This is a genomic window from Zavarzinella sp. (genome assembly GCA_041399155.1).
Taxonomy (GTDB): domain Bacteria; phylum Planctomycetota; class Planctomycetia; order Gemmatales; family Gemmataceae; genus JAWKTI01.
The window spans coordinates 1-22527 of record JAWKTI010000004.1 but is presented as its reverse complement, the minus strand read 5'-3'; the positions used below and the strand labels follow the sequence as shown (position 1 = coordinate 22527).

The following is a 22527-nucleotide window of genomic DNA, read 5'->3' as shown; positions in this document are numbered from 1 at the left end:
GCCCACCATCCCACGATTAGCCCAAAAATAAATTAGTTTTCATTAATTATTGAATATTACGATGCTGCATATGAATAATCTCTTTCAATATCGACGTGGGCTGCTGGCTGTATTGGTGGCGTGTGCTACCAGTGTTTCCAGCATCGCTGCGGAACCCAAAGACAAAGACAAAATTACTTTTGTCGACCACATTCTGCCGATTTTCCGTGCCCACTGCATTGGCTGCCACCAGGGTGCGGAAGCCAAATCGGATATGGACCTGTCCAGCTATGCCAAAATCATGGAAGGTGGTGCGTCCGGCGAAGTCATGAAACCAGGCGATGCCGAAAACTCTCGCCTCTGGCGGCTTACCGCCCACAAAGAAGGGCCAAAAATGCCCCCACGTGAGCCGATGATTGAACAAGCCAAGGTGGATCTTCTCTTCAAGTGGATTCAGACAGGTGCGCTGGAAACACTCAACAGCAAGCCTGTTGTGGTAAAGCCCAAAACCGATGTCACTTTGATGTCGGTCAAACGTGGTAAGCCGGATGTGGTGCCAATGCCCACCAAAGCATTGCCAAAGAAACTGCAGGTTACCACAGAACGTGCCAACTCTGTTACCGCACTCGCCGCCAGCCCGTGGGCACCTCTGGTAGCCATCGGTGGGCAGAAGCAGGTTCTCATTTACAACGGTGACACTCTGGATTTATTGGGTGTGCTGCCATTTCCAGTGGGTAACCCCACCGTGCTGAAATTCAGCCAGAACGGCAGTTTACTGCTTGCAGGCGGTGGCCGGGGTGGACTTTCAGGTAAAGTGGTGGTCTGGGATATTCGCACCGGCGAACAGATTATCGAAGTGGGCAACGAAACCGATGAAGTTCTCGCTGCAGATATTTCACCCGATCAAACGCTGATTGCACTGGGCAGCCCCAACAAAATGATTCGAATCTACTCCACCAAAGATGCCTCATTGGTGCGTGAAATCAAGAAGCATACCGATTGGATCTATGGACTCGCATTCAGTCCAGATGGCGTGCTGTTAGCCTCCTCTGATCGCTCAGGCGGTGTCTGGGTGTGGGAGGCAGTGACTGGTCGGGAATTCTACAACCTCAAAGGTCATACTAATTCAGTCACTGGTCTGAGCTGGCGGGATGATTCAAACGTGCTGGCATCGTGCAGCGAAGATGCTACGATTCGACTGTGGGAAATGGAAAACGGCACCCAGGTGAAAAGCTGGACTGGCCACGGTGGGGGTACACTTGATGTGCGATTCAGCCACGATAACCGCATTGTCAGCACCGGTCGTGACCGTGTCACCAAAGTCTGGGATCTGAATGGTGCACTGCAAAAATCGTTTGCAGCCCACGGCGACCTCGCCCTTCGTGCCGATATCAACCACGACAGTACCAAGGTTTATTCGGGCGATTGGCTGGGCAACGTCATGGCTTTCCAGGTGGCTGATGCCAAACTGGTAGGTCAGGTATCCACCAACCCACCTACTCCACAACAGGTGCTGGCCAAAGCTCAGGAACTGCTTACCCAGGCAACTGCTGCCCAGACACAGGCAAATAACGCCTTTACCAACGCCACTAATGTGGTGAATCAGAAGAAAGCGGAACTGGATGCCGCTACCAAGCTGGTGGAAACTACCACCCAGGCACTGGCAACCGCCAACGCCACGGTGAAAGCCACCACCGACAAACTGAATGCAACAAAAGCAATGCAGACTGCGGTGCAGCAAAAACTACCACCCGCACTGATGGCGGTAACCACGGCTAAAGCGAATCTGGAAAAAGCCAAAGCCGCACTGGCAGCCAACAAGGACGAAAAACAGACTCCTGCATTGACAGCAAAGGTAATGGAAGCAGAAAAGGCACAAACGGCAGCAGTCGCAGCCGAAGCAGCCTTAAAGCAACAGGCTCAGGATCTGGCAAAGGCAGTGACTGACCTTACCACCACATTAACGACTACCACTCAGCAAGTGGCAGCTCATACAAAAGCAATGCAGGCAGCACAGGCGGCAGTGCCAGCCAAGAAAATGGCCTTCGATGCAGCAACACAAGCTGTGGCACCGTTGAAAACTGCACTGGATCAGGCAACTGCTGGTTTGGGCAATGCAACCAACGCGTTAAACAAAGCAAAAGCCGAGCTTGATGCAGCAACCAGCCAGAAGTAATTAGAAAAAACTCATCTTTCCTCTCTGAACAAATCGAATTGTTGGAATTGTCACCAGAGATCGTTGCCAACGGTTATAATGACAATCAATCGATGGACCTGAGGCGGGAATCCATGGAAGGAAACTTGAAGCGGCATCTAATCTTAAGCCCAGGATAGCTGTTATTTTTCTTCTTGGCACAGTTGCGTCTTGGCGGTCAAAATTCATTGCCTTTCCAATCCAAGTGACATCGCTCACCCATCCGCGGGGACGCACCGATTGGTGGCCCAGGCCCGCAGCTGGGCAATTTTTTCACCCATCAGCACCCAAGTAATCAAATATCAAAGTTTGTTCAGTGCTGCATCCAAAGTAGCTTTTACTTTCTTTTTCTCAATTTCAGGGTCAATTTTTTGCTGGTATTCCACAGCAGCCAAATCATCACCTCTTTTTCGATTCTGGCGTGGTTCCAAAGCTTCGATTAAAATAGCTTCTAAGGCCGGAATTAACTTTGCAGCAGGATATGTTTCCGGTAAGGCACCGATTTCTCCCTTTTCAGAAACAGGTAACAACCCGAACCATGAAAATCGATCCCAGCGTGCTGATAGCCGATCATTGGTGTGTTCGTAAAGTCTCCTTCCCAATGGTCGATCTGTTGAACGGCCAACATAAATAACTTCTCGACCGTCATAGAGTAGGTAGATTCCTAATTGTTTGTTGAAATCCACTGGAATAGCTCCAATCTGCTGCTGACCAAGAAGTTTTGGTGTGGCAATCCACTCAACAGCTTCAGGGCGCAATGAAAATGTTCCTTTGCTGATGCGAATGAATGGAGAAGAGTTACCTTCTCGCTTCATAGAAGTTGAAATTTCTGCATTGACAGATCTCGCTGGAGTTGCACCCAGATTTTTTCGCAAACCTGCTGAGATAATCCGCTCAGTGATCTCATTGTAATGCAGTGGAGTTGAAGAGCCATTCAGTACTTTTTCAATGGCTTTTCGCCAAGTCATATCTGTGGACATCAGTTAATCCCCATTGTGTTCAGATGTATGGAACAGATCACGAGGCACGTCATCATTGGCTGGTAATAACTGCTGGACCTGATACAAATGATCATAAATATACACGCGGCCACAATCGCGACATTGCCAAGCTGATCTAGACAAATCGAGGATCATGTTCCGGATGCACATACAAGCAACTTCTTTCTCTTTCGCAGGAGTGCAACCGGTCATCCGGGCAAGGGTAATAAGTGGGACAGATTGAGCTGTTTGCGGAACCTGTCTGTTCTTTGGTATTCCTGGTTAGCCAGGTAAATATGAAAATCTCTGGTTCGACCTGCCAGATCAATTGCTCGGGCGTGTAGCATTGCCTGGGCCCCTTTCGTTTTCCATCTCATTCCCGTGCGGCACATTCGATCCATCACCAGGTGCCGACAAGCCCCTTCAATCACCCCAGTTGCAATCGGCAGCCCTTGCTGCAAATAGCTGTCATATCTCATCCGGTGGTAGTTCTTTTCAAAGTAGTTGCAAACCTGATTAATCTTCTTTAACTTTTCTGCTTTCAATTCGCTTTTTGTCGCTTTCTGACGGATTCCCGAAACCACACTTTTCACATCTCCCTTCAGGATTCTCAATAGGCGGTCTCGAGCAAACGCTTCCTGATGTTCACGGTGAGACTCAAACACTTTTGCCGCATCCCACACATAACTGGCAACATGAATGATATCCAGGATATCAATTGTTTCGTATGAATCGAAATTGACATCAGATGCTTCCCACAAACTGGTCTGACCATCCATCAGCCGTACCAAAGGCTGACCTGATTGGTGGCGACGTTCGACCTGTTCTGCTGCCCACACCATCGCGTGGTGCGTGCCTCTGATCAGCACCCCCTCCGCATCACATTGCGACAAAAATCCCGCAACCACTTTGCCCACCGGTTCGGGGCGTTTCTCCTCACGATTCGAGTTTTCTCGAAATAACGCTGCGACAATCTCTTCAGCCGTTCGAAAATATTCATTCACGGAATATACGGTCGCCAGCGTCGCCATACGCCGATTACCAGGAAAATACCGTTGATCAAACGCTGGAATCGCCTTCGTCTTGCGAACCATGGGGACTCCTTTGGCATCGGCACTCACCACCAGAATCTTTCCCTCTGCTGTTGGTGCAGGAATTGGGATCTCATTCAGAAACTGTTCTGCAGATTCACTCAGATTGTGGATATTTCGTTCCAGAGTATCGACCGGACTCTTTTGCAGATACAACAAAGAAATCACATCTGATGATTCCTGATACGACATCTTTGTGCTGAGATAATGCATGACCTCGCGAAACCACGGAGAATATGTGTTTGCTGGCATCTGAATCATGACATCCACAGGATACAAATCAATCTTGCGGCCAAGATCGACGCCATAAACATACTGCTCAAACCGATGCTCACCAAAGATCGTTCGGATGGACCGTTGTCGGGGTTCTTCGCTGCGATGAAGCACTTCACCTGTTTCTGTCTGGATCTTTTCTCCCACGTCGCCATCGCCAAGCATTTCCAGGTACAACGAGATTGCTGAAGCACCAATTTGAGCAACCGATTGTTGAACATGTTGCTCGAAATCACGAATCGGCATGCATTCCTGTACAGCACGATTGACTTCTGATGCGAGTCGATCAAATAGGCCAAACAGGAAGTTGGGGTTGATTGAAGAAGATGTGTCTGGGATAATCATTATTGGGTCTCCTGCGATGTTTGGTTGTCAGAACCCCTGATATCGCAGAAAGACCCATCTTTTTACACCCCAATTTGCTAAATCAGTTACCCAACCCTCCCGAATGACCGGTTGCACTCCTTTCGCAGTAGGTCCTGATTTCTCAATAGCCTCATCAATTGCTTCCATCAGTTTATTCATTACTTCGTCAGGAATGAAATGCGCTTTGTATTTGATACAGTCCGATGCATCATGAATCGTCGTACCACATTCACAGTAAATCTTCATCGTTAGATCTCTTTGGACGCAAATGGCCTGCTGCTTACGGAGCAAACACCTTCTCACCCATCAGCGGGGACGCACCGATTGGTGGCCCAGGCCCGCAGTTGGGAGATTTTTTCACCCATCAGCACCGACAGTGGGCGGGTTTGGCGGATTTCCTGCAATAAATGTTCCGTCGTCAGCTCTGATTGTTCCTGAAAGGCGGCGTACAGCCCCGAAATGACCGCTTGCTCAATTTCTGCACCACTGAAACCCTGGGTGGCTGCCACCAGTTCTGGCAGGTGCAGTTGGGCGGGGCTGCGTTTGCGACGTTGCAAGTGGATGCTGATAATCTGCTCCCGTGCCTGATCCGTGGGCAGATCCACAAAAAAGACTTCATCAAACCGGCCTTTTCTCATTAATTCCGGTGGCAGTGCGGCAATATTATTGGCAGTAGCTACCATGAAGATCGGGCTGCGGTGGTCCTGCATCCACGAAAGCAGGGTGCCAAACATCCGTTGCGACAGCCCACCATCGGCCGAATCGGAACTGGCCGATGCAAACGCCTTCTCAATTTCATCAATCCACAGCACTGCGGGTGCCATCGATTCTGCCTGTTGCAATGCTTCACGCAGGCGATTTTCGCTTTCACCAATAAATTTCTGGTACAACACCCCTGGGTCCATCCGCAGCAGGGGCATCTGCCAATCTGCCGCAACTACTTTGGCACAAAGGCTTTTGCCGCACCCCTGCACCCCCAGCAGCAACATCCCACGTGGGGGATCGAGGCCAAAATCGATCGCCTCTCTGCTAAAACCGCCACGGCGACGTTGCAGCCAGTTTTTCAGATTCGTCAGCCCACCCACTTCGTGGGTTTTCACGTTCACATTCACCGATTCCAGACAGCCGCTTGATTGCAGAAGGTTCCTTTTCGCCTCCACAATCCGCGGTAAGTCGTCTGGGGTTAAGGAGTTATCGAAATGAACTGCGTTTGCCACGACGCGTGCCGCTTCGGCACCTGTCAGCCCACGGAGAGTCTGGACGATTTGCTCCAGGTCCTGCGTGGTGATCGTCGCCTTAATCTCCATTAAGCTGGTATCGCGAATATTGCGATAAGTTTTCTTCACAATATTTTCCAGTTCCTTGCTATCGGGCAGTGGGATCTGCACTGGAATGGTCAGCCGGCGAATCGATTCTGGCAGTGGGGTGCTATCGAGCAGAAAAAGGTGGACGTTCTTCTTCGTCATCACGTCCCGCACCTGACGGGAGATAAATGGTTCACTGCAAAACGCCCCAAGATCTTTGAACAGGTAGAGCTCCCGCTCGTCTTTGCTGCCCAGCACGTAATCGAGTGCTTCCACCGTTTTGCCCGGCTTAATCCCGGGTGCGGCAATCGAAGGCTTGGTGCGGGCCAGCCCAGTCGTCACCGTCCATTCAAACAGGGGTAAGTACAATTCCGTCGCTAATTCCCGAATCAGTTCCGTGGCATGGACTTCATCGCGGGTTTCGATGGAAATTAATGAATAACCGGACCGCACCAAAAGTTTAAGCTGATCGTGGATATGCATGAGAGAAAACTCATTAAAAATAGATGAAAGCCATTGAGGCTGTCCCATAGGGACAGTTCGACGTTCTTTGAACTATCCTACGATAATATTGATCATCTGCTTGGGCTTGATGATCCATTTTCGGACCGTTTTGCCCACAATCTGCTCCTGAACTTTCGGATCGGCGAGTGCGGCGGCTTCCAGTACCTGTTCGTCGGCGTCTGCGGGCACCATGATGCGGGCACGCACCTTGCCATTGATCTGAACGGGCATTTCCATCTGAGATTCCACCAGCAGTGCCTCATCCCACGTGGGCCATGGGATGTATGCCAGCGTGGTATCGTGCCCAAGTACCTGCCACAATTCCTCTGCCACGTGGGGTGCGTAAGGCGAAAGCAACAGCACCAACTGTTCCAGCACCGTTTTCGATTGGGTGGGCAGTCCATTCAGGTGGTTGGTGAACTCCATCATCGCGGCAATCGCGGTATTAAATCTCATGCCGGCGGTGTCTTCGCTCACCTTTTTAATGGTGCGGTGCAACATGCGTGCGGTTTCTTCCGCAGGTTCGCTCTCTTCCACGTGAGGGTGTAGAATAGGTGTTTCTGCACGTTCATCGACAATCAACCGCCAGACACGTGCCAGAAAACGATAGACCCCTTCCACACTTCGCATGTTCCAGGGCTTGATTGCTTCCAGCGGGCCCATGAACATTTCATACAGTCTTAATGAATCGGCCCCATATTCGGAAACCACGGTATCGGGCGAGACCACGTTGCCACGCGATTTCGACATTTTGAAGGCACGTGCGTCAATCCGCAGGTCGGGCTGGCCTTTCAGGACAAATCCCTCGCCTTTTTTCTCCACCTGTTCATCCGTCAGGGAATCTGGGCCAGTTTTGCCTGAGTTTTGCGGTGCGTTGCCACCGAACCATCGAATTTTACATCTTTGGCAGAAATCCACTCCCCCAGTGGGGTGATTTTTTCTTTGGTTTTGCCTGGTCGCTCTTCGTCTGGCACCTGTTCTACCAATGCGGTCTGAAAGCCGGTGTGTTCGGTATCGCCCAGAATCATCCCCTGGTTTACCAGTCTCTGAAATGGTTCCGGCGTCGGAACATAACCCCGATCGAACAGCACCTTATGCCAGAAACGGGAATACAGCAGGTGCAGCACGGCATGTTCTGCCCCACCGACATACAGATCAACGGGCAACCAGTATTTCACCTTATCTGCGGCACAGAATTCCTTATCGTTGTGGGGATCTAAATAGCGAAGATAATACCAGCACGATCCCGCCCACTGTGGCATGGTGTTCGTTTCGCGAACGTAGCGTTTGCCGTCCCGCACCACGTGGATCCAGTCCTGGGCCTTCATCAGCGGGCCTTCCGGGCTGCCAGTGGGCTTAAAGTCTTCCAGTTCCGGCAGTTGCAGCGGCAACTCTGCCACATCCAGTGGCACAATTTTGCCTGTTCGTTGCCCCTGTTCATCCACCTCATGCAGGATGGGGAACGGTTCGCCCCAGTACCGCTGCCGACTGAATAACCAGTCGCGCAACTTGTAATTGACCTTTTTCTGCCCCAGCCCACGCGATTCCAGCCACTTGATCATCGTGGCTTTCGCTTCAGCAGTGGGCAATCCATTCAAAAAGCCCGATTGAATCGCCTTCCCACCTTCCGTGTAGGCAGCCTTCAATTCTCCCACGGTGCTGCCGGTTTGTTCCAGCCACTCTGGCGTGGGTTCGACAACCGTCACCACGGGCAGGCCAAATTGTACGGCGAATTCAAAATCCCGTTCATCGTGGCCGGGTACCGCCATAATGGCACCGGTGCCGTAACTGGCCAGCACGTAATCGGCAATCCAGATCGGGACCGGTTCCTGATTCGCAGGGTTGATCGCGTACGCACCTGTGAACACACCCGTTTTAGTTTTTGCCATTTCGGTGCGTTCGAAATCGCTCTTCGATGCCGCTGCGTTCTGATATTCGGTGACAGTGTTACGTTGTTCGTCCGTCGTAATACTGGCCACCAGTGGGTGTTCCGGTGCCAGCACCATATAAGTGGCACCAAACAGTGTATCCGGTCGGGTGGTATACACTCGGATTGTCGCCTGATTGTCAGAATTTTCCCCCTGTAAGCGAAAATCAACCTCCGCACCTTCGCTCTGGCCGATCCAGTTGCGTTGCATTGTTTTGATCGATCCGACCAGTCGAGTGGTTCCAGGTCGTGCAGCAGGCGTTCTGCGTAGCTGGTGATGCGTAACATCCACTGCCGCAAGGGTTTACGCTCAACGGGGTGCCCACCTACTTCAGAACGACCATCAATTACTTCTTCGTTGGCCAGCACCGTTCCCAGGGCGGGGCACCAGTTGACGGGGATTTCTGCCTGATAGGCCAGGCGGTGCTGATCGCGATACTGGGCAATGGCGGATCCCCACCTGCGGCCACGTCGGGTGGGATCGGCAATTCGCTGATGGGGCGACCTTTTTTGGCGTCGGAATCATACCACGTATCGAATAGCAGCAGGAAAATCCATTGGGTCCACTTCACATAGTTTGGATCGGTGGTATCGACTTCCCGCTGCCAGTCGTAGCTGAAACCGAGCGACTGAATCTGCCTGCGAAAATTCGCCACGTTATTCTGCGTGGTAATTCGCGGGTGGACGTTATTTTTGATTGCAAACTGCTCTGCAGGCAGCCCGAACGCATCCCACCCCATTGGGTGCAGCACGTGGTAGCCTTTCATACGGTGGTAGCGGCACAGAATGTCGGTCGCGGTGTACCCTTCCGGGTGACCCACGTGCAGCCCCGCCCCACTGGGATAGGGGAACATATCCAGCACGTACAGCTTACCAGTGACCGTGAGTTCCGCTTCCCCAGGGTCGGGACAGCGGAAAGTCTGGTTTGTCTGCCAGTAATTTTGCCATTTCTGTTCAATAATCGCAGGATGGTAGTGCGGCATAATTCAGTTCAGGTAATCCACAATCGGTAATCTTTCAGTGTATACGAACGAGCAACAACGGGAGGCAAAAGTTCGAGGCGAATTCAAATGTGTCGCCTGCAAATGGTGGTAAAAGTTTGGTAACATCGCTGTGAATTGATTCAAAGACGCAAACACGAATGTCATCGAGTTAACTGATTTTAAATGAGATCACTTTGGGTGCCATTGCGGCCCAATTTGCTTCCGGGAAAATTGAAGTACGCCCGGATGAACTGAACCGTATTATTTGCACGTGTGCTTTTTGACGCAACTAATAGGAACATTGCGGTCGTTGGTCAATTAACATCTGCAGAAAGGAAATTATGCGTTAATTTCATCCGGGCCAATGATCTCTACAACAAGCAACTCCCCCTCACTGTCGAGAAAATATTCTTTCTTAGTTCGCTTGCGAAATCGCAAGTATTCTGTGGTGCCAACCTGCATGGTATGGCCTGCTTTTAGTTGAGCATCTGATTCCCAGAGATATGAAAATATATTCTCAAAGATGTCAAAATACTTCTGGCCTTCTTCGTGATCAGAGGCATAAACCGCAAAATCAGGGAGCGCCAAGAGATGTGCTCCGTAAGTTCGCATCCATACTCCAGATGTACCTTCGACTTCGTATTTAACGAATCCACAGTAAAGGACCAATAGTGGTAATGTTCGCAATAGTTCAACGATATCGCCACTAATGTCCGCCCCAGATAATGCTGCAGCAGGAAACGATGTGCATGCGTCCTCATTAAGCACTACTATGGCACCAAGCTGAGATAATGCACCAGCTACTGATGCAAGAGCGACATATTGTTCATGCGGTGATTTAACGTATCCGACATAATAGAGCAACACATGACTACTGTGTGCCCTTGCACGGTTTTTTAATTTCTTTGGGTAGTGGGATGGGGCAATACATGATTCAACAGGTTCTGCAGGCATTGGCAAATTGAATCCTACCAGTCTGACAACATGTTTTCCCAGCCTACAAGTCCAATGATGGTACCTTCTTCGGCGAGAGCTGAATCAATCTCACATCGTGTTGCTGACATCGAGTAGTGGTATGACCGTAGTGCATCTGTCATTTTTTTGACTGCAATCGGAATTGTCCATCAAAGAGAACCTGAAGGCTTAGTGACTTTTCGATCTTTGGATTCGCAGTCAAGGCTGAATGTTGATCGTCAGAACCTGTTTGACCAAAAAACCGTGAGAACAAACCCATCATCAACTCCAACGATTAAGCTCGCGAGCTTGCAATAGCAAGAATGAATTTATTGCAAACGCAGTTTAATTAATTTTGTTACGCCTACATCCATTGAATAAGTATATGATTCAACATTAAAATTGCAGTACTTTGGTAAATTTTCAGGTGAAGCAGATTCAATGAAAAAACGAAACCGCTGCTATCAATCACTCAGGAATTACGATCAAATTTTCGAATCCAAGACTTTGGGTGTCCACGAATGCTATGTTTTCCGAGGCGTCAAGAACAATTAGCAGTAGTCAAAACTGTTTGTTAGCTATACTCCCAACGTACAGGCCCGCCCCACTGGGATAAGGGAACATATCCAGCACATACAGCTTACCAGTGACCGTGAATTCCGCTTCCCCAGGGTCGGGACAGCGGAAAGTCTGGTTTGTCTGCCAGTAATTTTGCCATTTTTGTTCGATAATCGCAGGATGGTAGTGCGGCATAATTCAGTTCGGGTAATCCACAATCGGTAATCTTTCAGTGTATACGAACAAGCAACAAGGGGAGGCAAAAGTTCGAGGTAAACAACGCTGAATTTAAGTAATAGCTGCTACAACATTAGCAGGATGCTGCAGAAGCCGTCAGCTAAATACCATCAAAATTTGAAGGGCGTATAACAAGTTCCAATTTGAAATTTGCTGTATGAAATTGCAACTTGATCGTTCTAATCTCTTCAATTTTTGAAGGATTTGCTTAGCGCGGTTCGAATTACCCTGATGTAAGGTAATAACGCTTAAAACCTTGAAAACAAGTTGTGTTACTTTGTTTGACCAAGTTTGTGGATTACAACTTCACAACGTCGAGCAGCATGATGTTCTGCAATGCAGACTATTTGAGATGATTTAGGATGAATCAAATATTGGACTACAATTGGAGTAACGCCTATTTTGCTCTGTATTCCATATGACTCTATTGCCTTGCCATTGAAGTCGAATCGCACGCCCAAATTGGCTTCAGTAATAATACGTGCGTTCATGATAAAAAATTTCTTATCATCATGTAAAGAGATATTAAGAGCATCCATTGGCAATACTACAACTGGTTCTGGAAAGCTTGCATCACTTAACAACAACGTTGATTTCGTGACTCCAGGCCGAGTGTCTGCCGACGAACTGACTGTAACAAAATTGCCTATCGACGATATTTGAAAACCACGTTCACCACTAGTAGTAGTTTTTAATTTGATAGGAGAATCTAATATAGAACCACTTACAGGATATTGCGACATAAAAAACCGATTTGATGTATAAATAAATTCGCCACTCTTAGACATGTCTAAATTTTCGAAAGTTGTACCGGCTGGCATGCTTCGAGAGTGTAATACCCTCAACAGTTGCCCAGTTTTAATTTCGTAAATATAAAGAGAGGACTCGCCAATATTAGTAATATGTGCAACGTAAATATGCTTTAATCCATACTGCGATACAGCTCGATGGCCTTTTCGCATTTTGATAGTACGAGTGGTTTTAAGGTTTACAGGATCAACAATATAAATTTCATTTTTTTCGCTTCCAGTGACGAGCAATCCGTCATCGCAAACTGATAACCATGCACAAATACTGTTAAATGATAATTCTTTTATTATTGATAAGCTTTGAAAATCTAGTTTGTACAAAATCCCTTTTGATGGATTAAGGACAAAAAAGTGTTGATAGTCTGTTGACCATACAGCACATGCTTCATAGTAAAAGCTTTTAGAGTATGGACCCCTAGGAGAATCTTCGTCTGTAGCAAGATCTTCGGTTTTTAAATCGCATAAAGACTTGCTAATGATAGGTTTTAGTGGCAAAAGTTTTGAAATTGATGTTCGGAACTCTTGTTTTGAAGGGGTAAAGAGAATTGATCCAACTTGAGCAGAAAGTTTGTTGATGACCAGTTCAGGTTCGCTTACAAATAGTTTTGAATCAACATAATATTTCACTGCAACAAAGCTTTTGTTTACAATGCCAGTGCTGCGTGGCGTTTTGATAGTTACTGCTGCTTTTCCTTCGACAATTTCTATTTCGTAGCTCTTGCAAAATTTGTGATTCTCGATGGTTTTTCCAGGATTACTTGCATCCCATTCTCTAGCAAGTTTCAGCCCGTCTTCATCTGCTGGGAAATATAATAATGTGCATTTATTAATCTGTTTAAAAGGATCTAGAAATTCTGCCGTTAACAAATAGCTAATTGTTTGCTCGTCATGACTTACAATTTTTAGGGTATTTCTCGTTAGGCTGCCCTGTGCGATTTTATTAAGTTTGTACTTAGGTACAATAACATTGACATTTGTCCCAATGATTCCAGCTTTAGAAATCCCAATAAGTCTTCCTTTTTCATCAACTACAGGTCCTCCGCTACAACCAGGATTAATATCTGCATCAATCTGAATTAACTCTAGCTTGCCATCGTCGTCTTCACGCAAACTTGTTACTGCCCCTTTGCTTATCGTAATGCTAGGGTTGCGGTTGCTCCCGGCAACAAGTTTTCCAAACGGAAATCCAAGCGCATATACAGTCATCGTTTCAATTGGATCTACTTTATCAATCATACTCAAAGGTTCAGGGATGTTTTCTGATTCAATTCGAAGTATTGCAAGATCAGATTGTTTATCGGAAAAAACAACAGATCCTGAGATGGTTTTTTCTTCACTCGGCCTGCCACTATTCAATACTATGTCAATTGATTCAATTTTCTCTGCCTTAAGGGTTGGCATTACTACATGTGCATTTGTTGCGATATATCCAGTTTTACTATTCTTGTAAACGATAAACCCAGATCCAGTACCAAACGCATAATTCGATCTTACCTTGATAAATACGCTTGCAGCCTTGAGTTTTTTCAGAGATTCTGCAGTCAATCCATCAGCATAAAGAGACGTTTGCAGATAAATTAACAAAAGAGTACAGGCAAATATTCGAAGCACTTTTTTACTCCCAGGCAGTAGCAAACTTTCAAACTGCTTTATAACACGGCTTGTTGCAGCGTTCAAGCAGTTACCTGGATTTTTGGTGAAATTCTTATTGTTGTGCTATTCTAATCAAACCTTGATCAGTTGCATTTGAGAATCAAAGCAGGTTTATTCCGTTAGACAATGCCCCTACATTCGAGATTCAATGGATGCGAACGCTCGACAACCGGAGCAAAATGTCAATCCATGTTGGTTGGTGGCGAAAGGCGTTTGTCTTCGTTGATTCATCGTTGGCATTTGGCAACATGAACAAAGTGATCATCGCAATCTCTTAAATCTGTGGGGGTGACCAATTTCCAGATTCATTAATTATCACTCATTTTTGTTGCCATGTACCACAGGTGTTCGTCGCTGCGTGGAGTTATTTTGTTCTGCAAACAAGATGGGTGCCTTTTTCCCTATCTGAAACCCAACTTGGGAAGGTACTGGTAACACAAGATTTTTTCCAAAAAGCACCAAAGTGTTGACTTGCTTCTGAAAATGAGATACAATCTCATTGAGATCGAATCTCAGGAGCATTGAGATGTCTTGTCCCTATGATGGAGACTGCAGCCAGTGCCACGACAGCACCGACGAGCTGATTTGTCGGTGCCTCGGGGTTACCCACGATGAAGTGGTGGGGGCTGTTGTTAGTTTAGGTATTCGCACAGTGCGGGAAGTTCGCACCGCTACGGGTGCTGGTGATGGCTGCACCTGCTGCCACCGAAAAATTGCTGCGGTAATCGAAATTTATTCCGCATCACCCGACATATTGTGTGCCAGGTAGTTGGACAGTCCCACGTTTTCGATTAAGTTTAATTGCGTTTCCAGCCAGTCGATATGTTCTTCCGAATCAACCAGAATCCGCTCCATTAAGTCGCGAGTGGCGTTATCGCCCAATTGAACAGCCAGGGCAATACCGGCGTTGTACGCTGCTGCACCCTTCGATTCCAGTGCCAGATCGTTGACAAACTGCTCTTTCACGTCGGTGCCCACGCGGATCACATCGTAGCGGGCAATTTCCGGCACCCCTTCCAGAAACAGAATGCGGTCAATAATCATATCGGCGTGTTTCATCTCGCCCATCGATTCTTCCCAGTGCTTGGCAGCTAACTTCATATAGCCCCAGTCTTTGCACATTTTCGATTGCACAAAATACTGGTTAATCGCGGTCAGTTCGATGGTCAGTGCGGCGTTCAACGCGTCAATTATTTCTGGTTTCCCTTTCATTATTCTCTCATACCTGTGTTCGGTGCGTGGGAGATGCCCCACAGCTTCATGAATAGGCCATTTTATGAAAAAATGCCCACCCACAGTAGAAAGAACTGATTACGATCGTTGACGTACTCGCACCCCGAAGTCTTGGCGGTTGATCGAAATCGTTGAGGAAAAAGACTTCACACTCAATCTACAGCATGTCCTTAGTTCTTTGGCAAAGACGGAGTCTCTGTTGGTAAGCCTCGGTCGATATTGTATCCCGGGTCTAGTAGTGTATCACCTTGGAATCCCAGGAAATCGATCTGGGCTTTCATCCACTCACTCTGCTTCTGCTGTTTGGCATAGGAGAGAAGCCGCGATTCAAGATCCTTTACCACTTCAGGGTTCTGGTCCGCAACATTCTCCTTCTCGCCAGGATCCAATTCCAGATCGAATAGTTCTGTTTTACCCGGCAGGAGTGCTATTTTGACGAGTTTCCACTTACCTTTTCGGATTGCCCCACGAAATGCCTCCACATTAATGAGAATATCCTCATGTGGCGATGGTTTTCCTTCCATGATTGTCGCAGTAGCATCCTTGCCATCAAAAGGTTTTGTCGGGTCACCTTTACCTTTGACAATAGACAGAATGGTTGGCATGACATCGACATGGTGTAAAGGTGCGTTCACCACTGCCGGTTTCAGTTTTCCGGGCCAGTTGACGATTGCGGGCAACCGGACTCCACCTTCGTGCAAACCACCCTTGCCACCCAGATAGGGTGCGTTTGAAGCAGGAGGTTTGGATCCAAGTTCAACACCCCCGCTGGCTTCCCGTTCTTCCGGCGAACGAGCACCCGTTGCAAAAAGTGCACTGGTCGCCCCACCATTATCAGAAGTAAACAGAATCAGTGTGTTATCTCGCATCCCCTTCTTTTCCAATGCCGAAACAATTCGACCAACCTGTGAATCAAGCCCAGTGATCATCGCGGCGTACTCACGCTGTTCTTTATTCGGGAATATATCTTTGTATGCATCAACATCTTCTTTCGGGGCTTGATAGGGAGCATGTGGAGCAAGTGAGGCAAAGTACAAAAACATTGGTTTTGATTTATTATGGCCTTCAATCAGTTTGACCGCCTCATCGCCAATCTGCTCGGTATAGTAGCCTTCTTCTTTGATGAAAGTGCCGTTACGCTGCCAGTCAATGATCCCGCCACGGTCTTTTGTGAAGTAATCTACTTCACCAACCACATTGCCATAAAAATGGTCAAATCCTCGCTGGTTCGGCCAGTATTTTTTGTCTGCATGGCCCAGGTGCCATTTTCCGACCATATATGTGCTGTAATTTACCTCTTTGAGAGCTTCTGGAAGGGTTTTCTCGTCAACAGGCAGGCCGTATTTATGGCTTGGGAAAATGACCAACGTCTGTAACCCGTGTCGCATTGGGTAACGGCCAGTCATTAGTGCTGCACGTGCAGGTGTGCAGACAGGCAAACCGTAGTAAGATTCTAACCGAACGCCGCTCTTAGCAAGTGCATCAATATTTGGAGTTTTGATCTTACTGCCACGGTAACCGAGGTCGGCGTTTCCGAGGTCATCTGCCAGAATAATGACAATGTTTGGTTTGTTGTCAGCGAGAGATATACTGTTCGAGTAACTCACACATATGGCAAAAAAGATAGATTGCCTGAAAAATCGTAACATACTGATCCTCCAAAATAGATAGGCTTCCGTTAGACTCGAACGGACCCCTTCGTTGCCTAAATTGTTCATAGCTTGTAGTCATTTGAATCAGATGATACGCACTGGCAGCCCTAATTTCTGTATTGACTTCGGACAAACTACACTTCCAGTATATGCCGTCCATTACTGCGGGTAATCAAATACAGGGATAATGCGATCAAACTGATTTCAGCTCTCATGTTTTGAAGTTATTCAAAGGAATCCAGCCACTTCAGGCAGTGGTGCTGGATATTCACTGGCAATTCCTCCCCACCGTAACGGTGGGCATCCAATGCTGCCAGAATCGATTCCATTTCATCGGCTAATTCTGTCGTAAATCCTATCAAAATAAGCAGTTGAGACAGTTCCGCTGGGGTCAGATGCTCCACATTCTGCTGGCACCGCCAAGACAGGTGGTTTGTCAGTATTTGCCGCAACTCATCTCCGCTGCCAGTCCAGTTTTGTACCTGTTCTGTAGCCCACGTGGTGTCGTACATTGCAATTGGCGTGGGTGGGATTCGCTTTCTTCTGCGATATTCATACCAACCCAGGCTCAGCAACAATATTCCGCCCCCCACGAGAACGATTCGCCACCAAATCGAGCGGGTGCTGCCCTTTGGCAAATCTGGTGGGGCCTCGACTTCCAGTTTCTCCCGCAGATTGCTTAAATCGGCCGCAGTTTCCACTTGTGGGACTTTAATGAATATTGGATCCGGCATTTCGATGGTGAACTGGGGATTCCCACCTGATTCGATCGTCAGTGGGGCAAGCTGCAGTGGCAAGTCCCCCGGATGAAGTGGAGAATATCGGTAACGAATTTCCCAAACTGCTTGATTTGTAAGCACTTGCGTTACCGGCTCCGTTGTGGACAGTGCCAGCCAGTGGGGATTGTCCAAAAGAGGATTGCTGGCAATTTTCACCACCAAAGGTGCAGGGCCCGAAACCTTTATATTCAAGCGAATGTCTTCATGAAGTGCCACTTCTGCCTTGTTGATGAAGAATTGCACCGTGACCTGCTGACTTCCTGAAAAGCGTGTCGCCTGCCATTGTGGTTCCGCACCCAGACCCAGTGTGGGGAGGAAAAGCAACATCAGCACGGTTGATTTCACTGGCGATGTTTCCTGATTCGTTGTTCTCGGCGGGCAAACAAATCCACCAATTTCGCAAAATGGTCGTCGGTGGTTGAAACTTCCAATAGATCAACACCCACCGTGCGGCAGGATTTGAGGTATTTTCTGAAATTTTCTGAATTGATCGCAATATTTCGGCTTGAACCTGGCGATCGGAGAGGTTGAGCACCACTTGCTGTTGTGTTTCCGCATCGCGTAGCGTGCACCACCCGATGGTGGGGAGTTGTTGTTCCAGTGGATCGGTAATTCGGACGGCAATCAGATCGTGACGGTGGGCCGCAATACGAAGCTCTTTCTGGTAGTGCTGATCGATGAAATCGCTGAACAGCACCACAATGGCTCGTTTGGGAAGCAATCGGTGCGTATTAGCCAGCAGGTTCGCTAGCGAACCGCCAGGGTGTTTCGGTTGAAAGAACAGGATTTCCCGCACCAATCGTAACATGTGGGAATGCCCACGCCCAGGTTGCAGAAATAGTTCCAGATCGGTGCTGCCCATAATCAGTCCCACCTGATCGTTATTGGCCATCGCACTCAACGCCAATACGGCTGCCATTTCTGCAGCAACGGTGCGTTTCGTCCGCACGCGGGAACCAAAATCGTGGCTATTGCTGACATCCACCACGATACAAAGAGTTTGCTCCCGCTCTTCTGAGAATCTTTTAATAAATGGCTGGTTCATCCGTGCGGTGACATTCCAGTCGATGGTACGCACATCATCGCCGGGCTGATATTCGCGAACTTCGTCGAAAATCAGCCCACTGCCTTTGAAAATCGAGCGATAATCCCCACTGAGGCGGGATTGAACCAGTTTTTTGGCCTGCAGGTGGATTCGCCGCACCTGCTGAAGCATTTCTTCTGTCAGCACAGCCCACGTGGGGGTAAATTACATTCCTGTTATATTAGCAGTTTGAAATGTAAAACGAATTGGAAAATCAGTCACCTCTGGTAGCCAATAAAGGCAACAAATCACTTTCCAAATAGCGTATAAACCTTACTGAACCGTCTGCCATGGCAAAATTTGCACCACTGACATGTAGCTCCAGAAATGAAACATATCGCACTCGTTATTAACGTCGCCAGAGAGTGCAACCGGTCATTCGGGAGGGTTGGGTAACTGATTTAGCAAATTGGGGTGTAACAAGATGGGTCTTTCTGCGATATCAGGGGTTCTAACAACCAAACATCGCAGGAGACCCAATAATGATTATCCCAGACACATCTTCTTCAATCAACCCCAACTTCCTGTTTGGCCTATTTGATCGACTCGCCTCAGAAGTCAATCGTGCTGTACAGGAATGCATGCCGATTCGTGATTTCGAGCAACATGTTCAACAATCGGTTGCTCAAATTGGCGCTTCAGCAATCTCGTTGTACCTGGAAATGCTTGGCGATGGCGACTTGGGAGATAAGATCCAGACAGAAACTGGTGAAGTGCTTCATCGCAGCGAAGAACCCCGACAACGGTCCATCCGAACGATCTTTGGTGAGCATCAGTTTGAGCAGTATGTTTATGGCGTTGATCTTGGCCGCAAGATTGATTTGTATCCTGTGGATGTCATGATTCAGATGCCAGCCAACACATATTCGCCGTGGTTTCGCGAGGTAATGCATTATCTCAGTACAAAGATGTCGTATCAGGAATCATCAGATGTGATTTCTTTGTTGTATCTGCAAAAGAGTCCGGTCGATACTCTGGAACGAAATATCCACAATCTGAGTGAATCTGCAGAACAGTTTCTGAATGAGATCCCAATTCCTGCACCAACAGCAGAGGGAAAGATTCTGGTGATGAGTGCCGATGCCAAAGGAGTTCCCATGGTTCGCAAGACGAAGGCGATTCCAGCGTTTGATCAACGGTATTTTCCTGGTAATCGGCGTATGGCGACGCTGGCGACCGTATATTCCGTGAATGAATATTTTCGAACGGCTGAAGAGATTATCGCAGCGTTATTTCGAGAAAACTCGAATCGTGAGGAGAAACGTCCCGAACCGGTGGGCAAAGTAGTTGCGGGATTTTTGTCGCAATGTGATGCGGAGGGGGTGCTGATCAGAGGCACGCACCACGCGATGGTGTGGGCAGCAGAACAGGTCGAACGTCGCCACCAATCAGGTCAGCCTTTGGTACGGCTGATGGATGGTCAGACCAGTTTGTGGGAAGCATCTGATGTCAATTTCGATTCATACGAAACAATTGATATCCTGGATATCATTCATGTTGCCAGTTATGTGTGGGATGCGGCAAAAGTGTTTGAGTCTCACCGTGAACATCAGGAAGCGTTTGCTCGAGACCGCCTATTGAGAATCCTGAAGGGAGATGTGAAAAGTGTGGTTTCGGGAATCCGTCAGAAAGCGACAAAAAGCGAATTGAAAGCAGAAAAGTTAAAGAAGATTAATCAGGTTTGCAACTACTTTGAAAAGAACTACCACCGGATGAGATATGACAGCTATTTGCAGCAGGGGCTGCCGATTGCAACCGGGGTGATTGAAGGGGCTTGTCGGCACCTGGTGATGGATCGAATGTGCCGCACGGGAATGCGCTGGAAAACGAAAGGGGCCCAGGCAATGCTACACGCCAGAGCAATTGATCTGGCAGGTCGAACTAGAGATTTTCATATTTACCTGGCTAACCAGGAATACCAAAGAACAGACAGGTTCCGCAAACAGCTCAATCTGTCCCACTTATTACCCTTGCCCGGATGACCGGTTGCACTCGTCGCCAGATCGAAAGTGATAGTTGCCAGTTCCGCACACCGAATCAATGATAATGCGACTTGCTACATAGTACTTGAGCAACTTGGCCTATCAACTGCTATGAGTGCTTTCTGTATTGCAGGCAAAAAAGACTAAGCAGGATACTTACAATCCTAATGATGACAAGCAGTTCAAGGAGAGCAGATGCATGACGTAATTGTGTTTTCATAAAATCTCAACTCGATGATGAAAGGTTACGCTTACCAGCAAAACGTCTGGCAAATAGCTGCAAAATAATTGCAATAATTGAACATGTTACTACTCCCAAGATTATCCATTGCCATACTGGAATAGGCTTTTCCCAGATAATTCCTTCAGGTTCAGGAAGATCATAGTGCGATAAGCGAAAGACTTCAGCAGGAATGCTCTTGTTTAGTTGAACATTTCCGTAAAAAATTTCTGTAATTTCAGATGATAAAGTAATATTATTCTTATCTTTTGTTAATAATTCGCCCTTGACACCAGTACAGACAGGTAAATTTTCCTGATTTGAACTAGAATACTGAAATTCTACTCGGTTCGATCTGCGTTCACCTGTATTTGTAGCTGTAGTTTGTGCATTTATAGAAAGGACTTTGATTTGCATTGGGTCAACCAACACTATAATTGTGGCTCTAGAATCATTGGCAATTGTTTCATAAGTAAATTCAAGCTCACCAGATTGTTTTTTAAGTGCTTTGTTTGGATACCTTAATGATAAATCCAGATTAATACAAGCAAAATAAGGCAGACTAAATGGAGAGCCGGGAAGACACTGCCTTTTGTAAGCAAGTAGCGACTCAGGTGTGTTGACAAACGGTTTTTGCTTGTTATCATTCATTAATAACCAGCCATTATTCTGATATGCAAGCCTAAAACCATACTGAGTATTTTTTCCTAAACAGTAAGATTCGTGCGGCAAAATCAGTGACCCTTTATAAGTTTTCTGAGTGATATCAATAATTGCTTCATCAACAAACCCATGTTGCTCTGAATATTTAAGCTTTGAATGTGAATTCGCAACGAGGCCAACTTCCTGCATTGAGTTGTGAATCGTAACTCGTTTATCAAAACTACAGGCTTTAAGCGGATAAACTTGCTCTTTCCAAGCTTCAAGAAGAGAATCCAATGCTGCTTTCGGATCTAAATCAGCCTGAACATTGAAAATAAAATTAGCGCCTAAAGAAATAAGGATATAAGCAGTGTGCATAATACTTAAACTTGACTTGAATTGTGTTACTAATATAGACAAAAAAATTATTAAGGCAATTTACAGGGGCAGTCAAACGGAGCTAACGGATCGCCTGTAAGAACCAGTCGGCATTTGCAGTCACCTAAACAAAGTATACCACCAGTACACATCAAGCTTGGACATGTAGCAGTGAGTGTGCCGAAATCAATAGTCGGTTCACAACCAGTTGGTTTGGTGCAAATCAAACAACTAAAAATGCCATAACTACAATCAGTGACGCACTGCTGATACTCGGGCGTACCAGGCGTGTAGTGCATGGCACATGTTGAATCGCATACGGAACTACTTACGATGATAGGATCGTCGGCATTTAAACTGCGGGGCACGGCAATCACCGAAACAAACAGCAAAGCTGCGGCCAAGTCAGCCATCACCTGACTTAACAGGTTCAATGATTTTATCATAAATGATCTCTCCAATACTATATTTGCAAATACAACAACCGCAGCCGATCTAAGGTAATACGGTTGCGCTCAAATATAGTGAAATACCACTCAACAGTACCAAGCCAAACAAATGGCTCCATTGCAATACCGAAATTTGCAACCATGGCTGCGCAAACCACTCTAAACGCGGCACAGCAGATATACTTGAACCATATAGTTTTAGTATGATAGTCGTTATCAAAAGTCCAGCAACAAGAATCCTAGGTTCTGTTGACGAATGAACGGCATTTGATGAACGTAGCAGCCAGATGAATGAA

The 22527-nt window shown here is 47.2% G+C and carries 17 protein-coding genes and 1 pseudogene; 3 read left to right on the top strand and 15 right to left on the bottom strand.

Features of this window, described 5'->3' with window-relative positions:
- Positions 1–70: 70 nt before the first annotated feature.
- On the top strand, positions 71–2155 hold the full coding sequence (locus R3B84_17825) for a c-type cytochrome domain-containing protein (protein ID MEZ6142421.1): 2085 nt from the start codon (positions 71–73) through the stop codon (positions 2153–2155).
- 320 nt (positions 2156–2475) lie between these two features.
- Here R3B84_17825 and R3B84_17820 read toward each other — a convergent pair whose 3' ends face one another.
- The 9 genes and pseudogenes from R3B84_17820 to R3B84_17780 form a co-directional block, all read right to left on the bottom strand.
- Positions 2476–3153 carry an HTH domain-containing protein gene (locus R3B84_17820; protein ID MEZ6142420.1) on the bottom strand — a complete coding sequence of 226 codons (678 nt, stop codon included), beginning with the start codon at positions 3151–3153 and terminating at the stop codon, positions 2476–2478.
- A 209-nt stretch (positions 3154–3362) separates the two neighbouring features.
- A complete protein-coding gene (locus tag R3B84_17815; protein MEZ6142419.1) occupies positions 3363–4862 on the bottom strand; it encodes an ISKra4 family transposase in 1500 nt (499 codons plus the stop codon).
- Positions 4863–4889: 27 nt separating this feature from the next.
- A complete protein-coding gene (locus R3B84_17810; GenBank protein ID MEZ6142418.1) occupies positions 4890–5129 on the bottom strand; it encodes a hypothetical protein in 240 nt (79 codons plus the stop codon).
- 53 nt (positions 5130–5182) lie between these two features.
- Positions 5183–6670 carry an AAA family ATPase gene (locus R3B84_17805; protein MEZ6142417.1) on the bottom strand — a complete coding sequence of 496 codons (1488 nt, stop codon included), beginning with the start codon at positions 6668–6670 and terminating at the stop codon, positions 5183–5185.
- 72 nt (positions 6671–6742) lie between these two features.
- Complete coding sequence (locus R3B84_17800; GenBank protein MEZ6142416.1) at positions 6743–7513, bottom strand: class I tRNA ligase family protein; 771 nt, start codon at positions 7511–7513, stop codon at positions 6743–6745.
- Positions 7514–7704: 191 nt separating this feature from the next.
- Positions 7705–9601, bottom strand: a pseudogene (gene leuS, locus R3B84_17795) (leucine--tRNA ligase).
- Between the two features lie 339 nt (positions 9602–9940).
- On the bottom strand, positions 9941–10555 hold the full coding sequence (locus R3B84_17790; GenBank protein ID MEZ6142415.1) for a DUF4261 domain-containing protein: 615 nt from the start codon (positions 10553–10555) through the stop codon (positions 9941–9943).
- A gap of 561 nt (positions 10556–11116) precedes the next feature.
- A complete protein-coding gene (locus R3B84_17785) occupies positions 11117–11308 on the bottom strand; it encodes a hypothetical protein (protein MEZ6142414.1) in 192 nt (63 codons plus the stop codon).
- 314 nt (positions 11309–11622) lie between these two features.
- Positions 11623–13836: a trypsin-like peptidase domain-containing protein gene (locus R3B84_17780; protein ID MEZ6142413.1), complete on the bottom strand. Its 2214-nt coding sequence runs from the start codon at positions 13834–13836 to the stop codon at positions 11623–11625.
- Between the two features lie 502 nt (positions 13837–14338).
- Between R3B84_17780 and R3B84_17775 the strand changes: the two genes are divergently transcribed.
- Positions 14339–14581 (top strand): (2Fe-2S)-binding protein, encoded by a 243-nt coding sequence (locus R3B84_17775; protein MEZ6142412.1) that lies wholly within the window; start codon positions 14339–14341, stop codon positions 14579–14581.
- Here R3B84_17775 and bfr read toward each other — a convergent pair.
- The 4 genes from bfr to R3B84_17755 form a co-directional block, all read right to left on the bottom strand.
- Positions 14545–15024 (bottom strand): bacterioferritin, encoded by a 480-nt coding sequence (bfr, locus tag R3B84_17770; protein ID MEZ6142411.1) that lies wholly within the window; start codon positions 15022–15024, stop codon positions 14545–14547. The two genes, R3B84_17775 and bfr, sit on opposite strands and share 37 nt — an antisense overlap.
- A 191-nt stretch (positions 15025–15215) precedes the next feature.
- On the bottom strand, positions 15216–16694 hold the full coding sequence (locus R3B84_17765) for an arylsulfatase (protein MEZ6142410.1): 1479 nt from the start codon (positions 16692–16694) through the stop codon (positions 15216–15218).
- A 227-nt stretch (positions 16695–16921) separates the two neighbouring features.
- Positions 16922–17719 carry a hypothetical protein gene (locus R3B84_17760; protein MEZ6142409.1) on the bottom strand — a complete coding sequence of 266 codons (798 nt, stop codon included), beginning with the start codon at positions 17717–17719 and terminating at the stop codon, positions 16922–16924.
- Positions 17679–18707 (bottom strand): DUF58 domain-containing protein, encoded by a 1029-nt coding sequence (locus R3B84_17755; GenBank protein MEZ6142408.1) that lies wholly within the window; start codon positions 18705–18707, stop codon positions 17679–17681. Before R3B84_17755 ends, R3B84_17760 begins: the two co-directional genes overlap by 41 nt.
- A 335-nt stretch (positions 18708–19042) precedes the next feature.
- On the opposite strand from R3B84_17755, the gene R3B84_17750 reads away from it, so the two are divergent.
- The gene (locus R3B84_17750; protein ID MEZ6142407.1) at positions 19043–20542 is read left to right on the top strand and encodes an ISKra4 family transposase; all 1500 of its coding nucleotides are present in this window, start codon (positions 19043–19045) and stop codon (positions 20540–20542) included.
- Positions 20543–20768: 226 nt separating this feature from the next.
- Here the strand turns inward: R3B84_17750 and R3B84_17745 are convergent, their stop codons facing one another.
- Positions 20769–21782, bottom strand: a complete 1014-nt coding sequence (locus tag R3B84_17745) for a hypothetical protein (GenBank protein ID MEZ6142406.1) — start codon at positions 21780–21782, stop codon at positions 20769–20771.
- Positions 21783–22277: 495 nt separating this feature from the next.
- Positions 22278–22527: hypothetical protein (locus R3B84_17740; GenBank protein MEZ6142405.1), on the bottom strand; the 250-nt coding region annotated here is incomplete at its 5' end.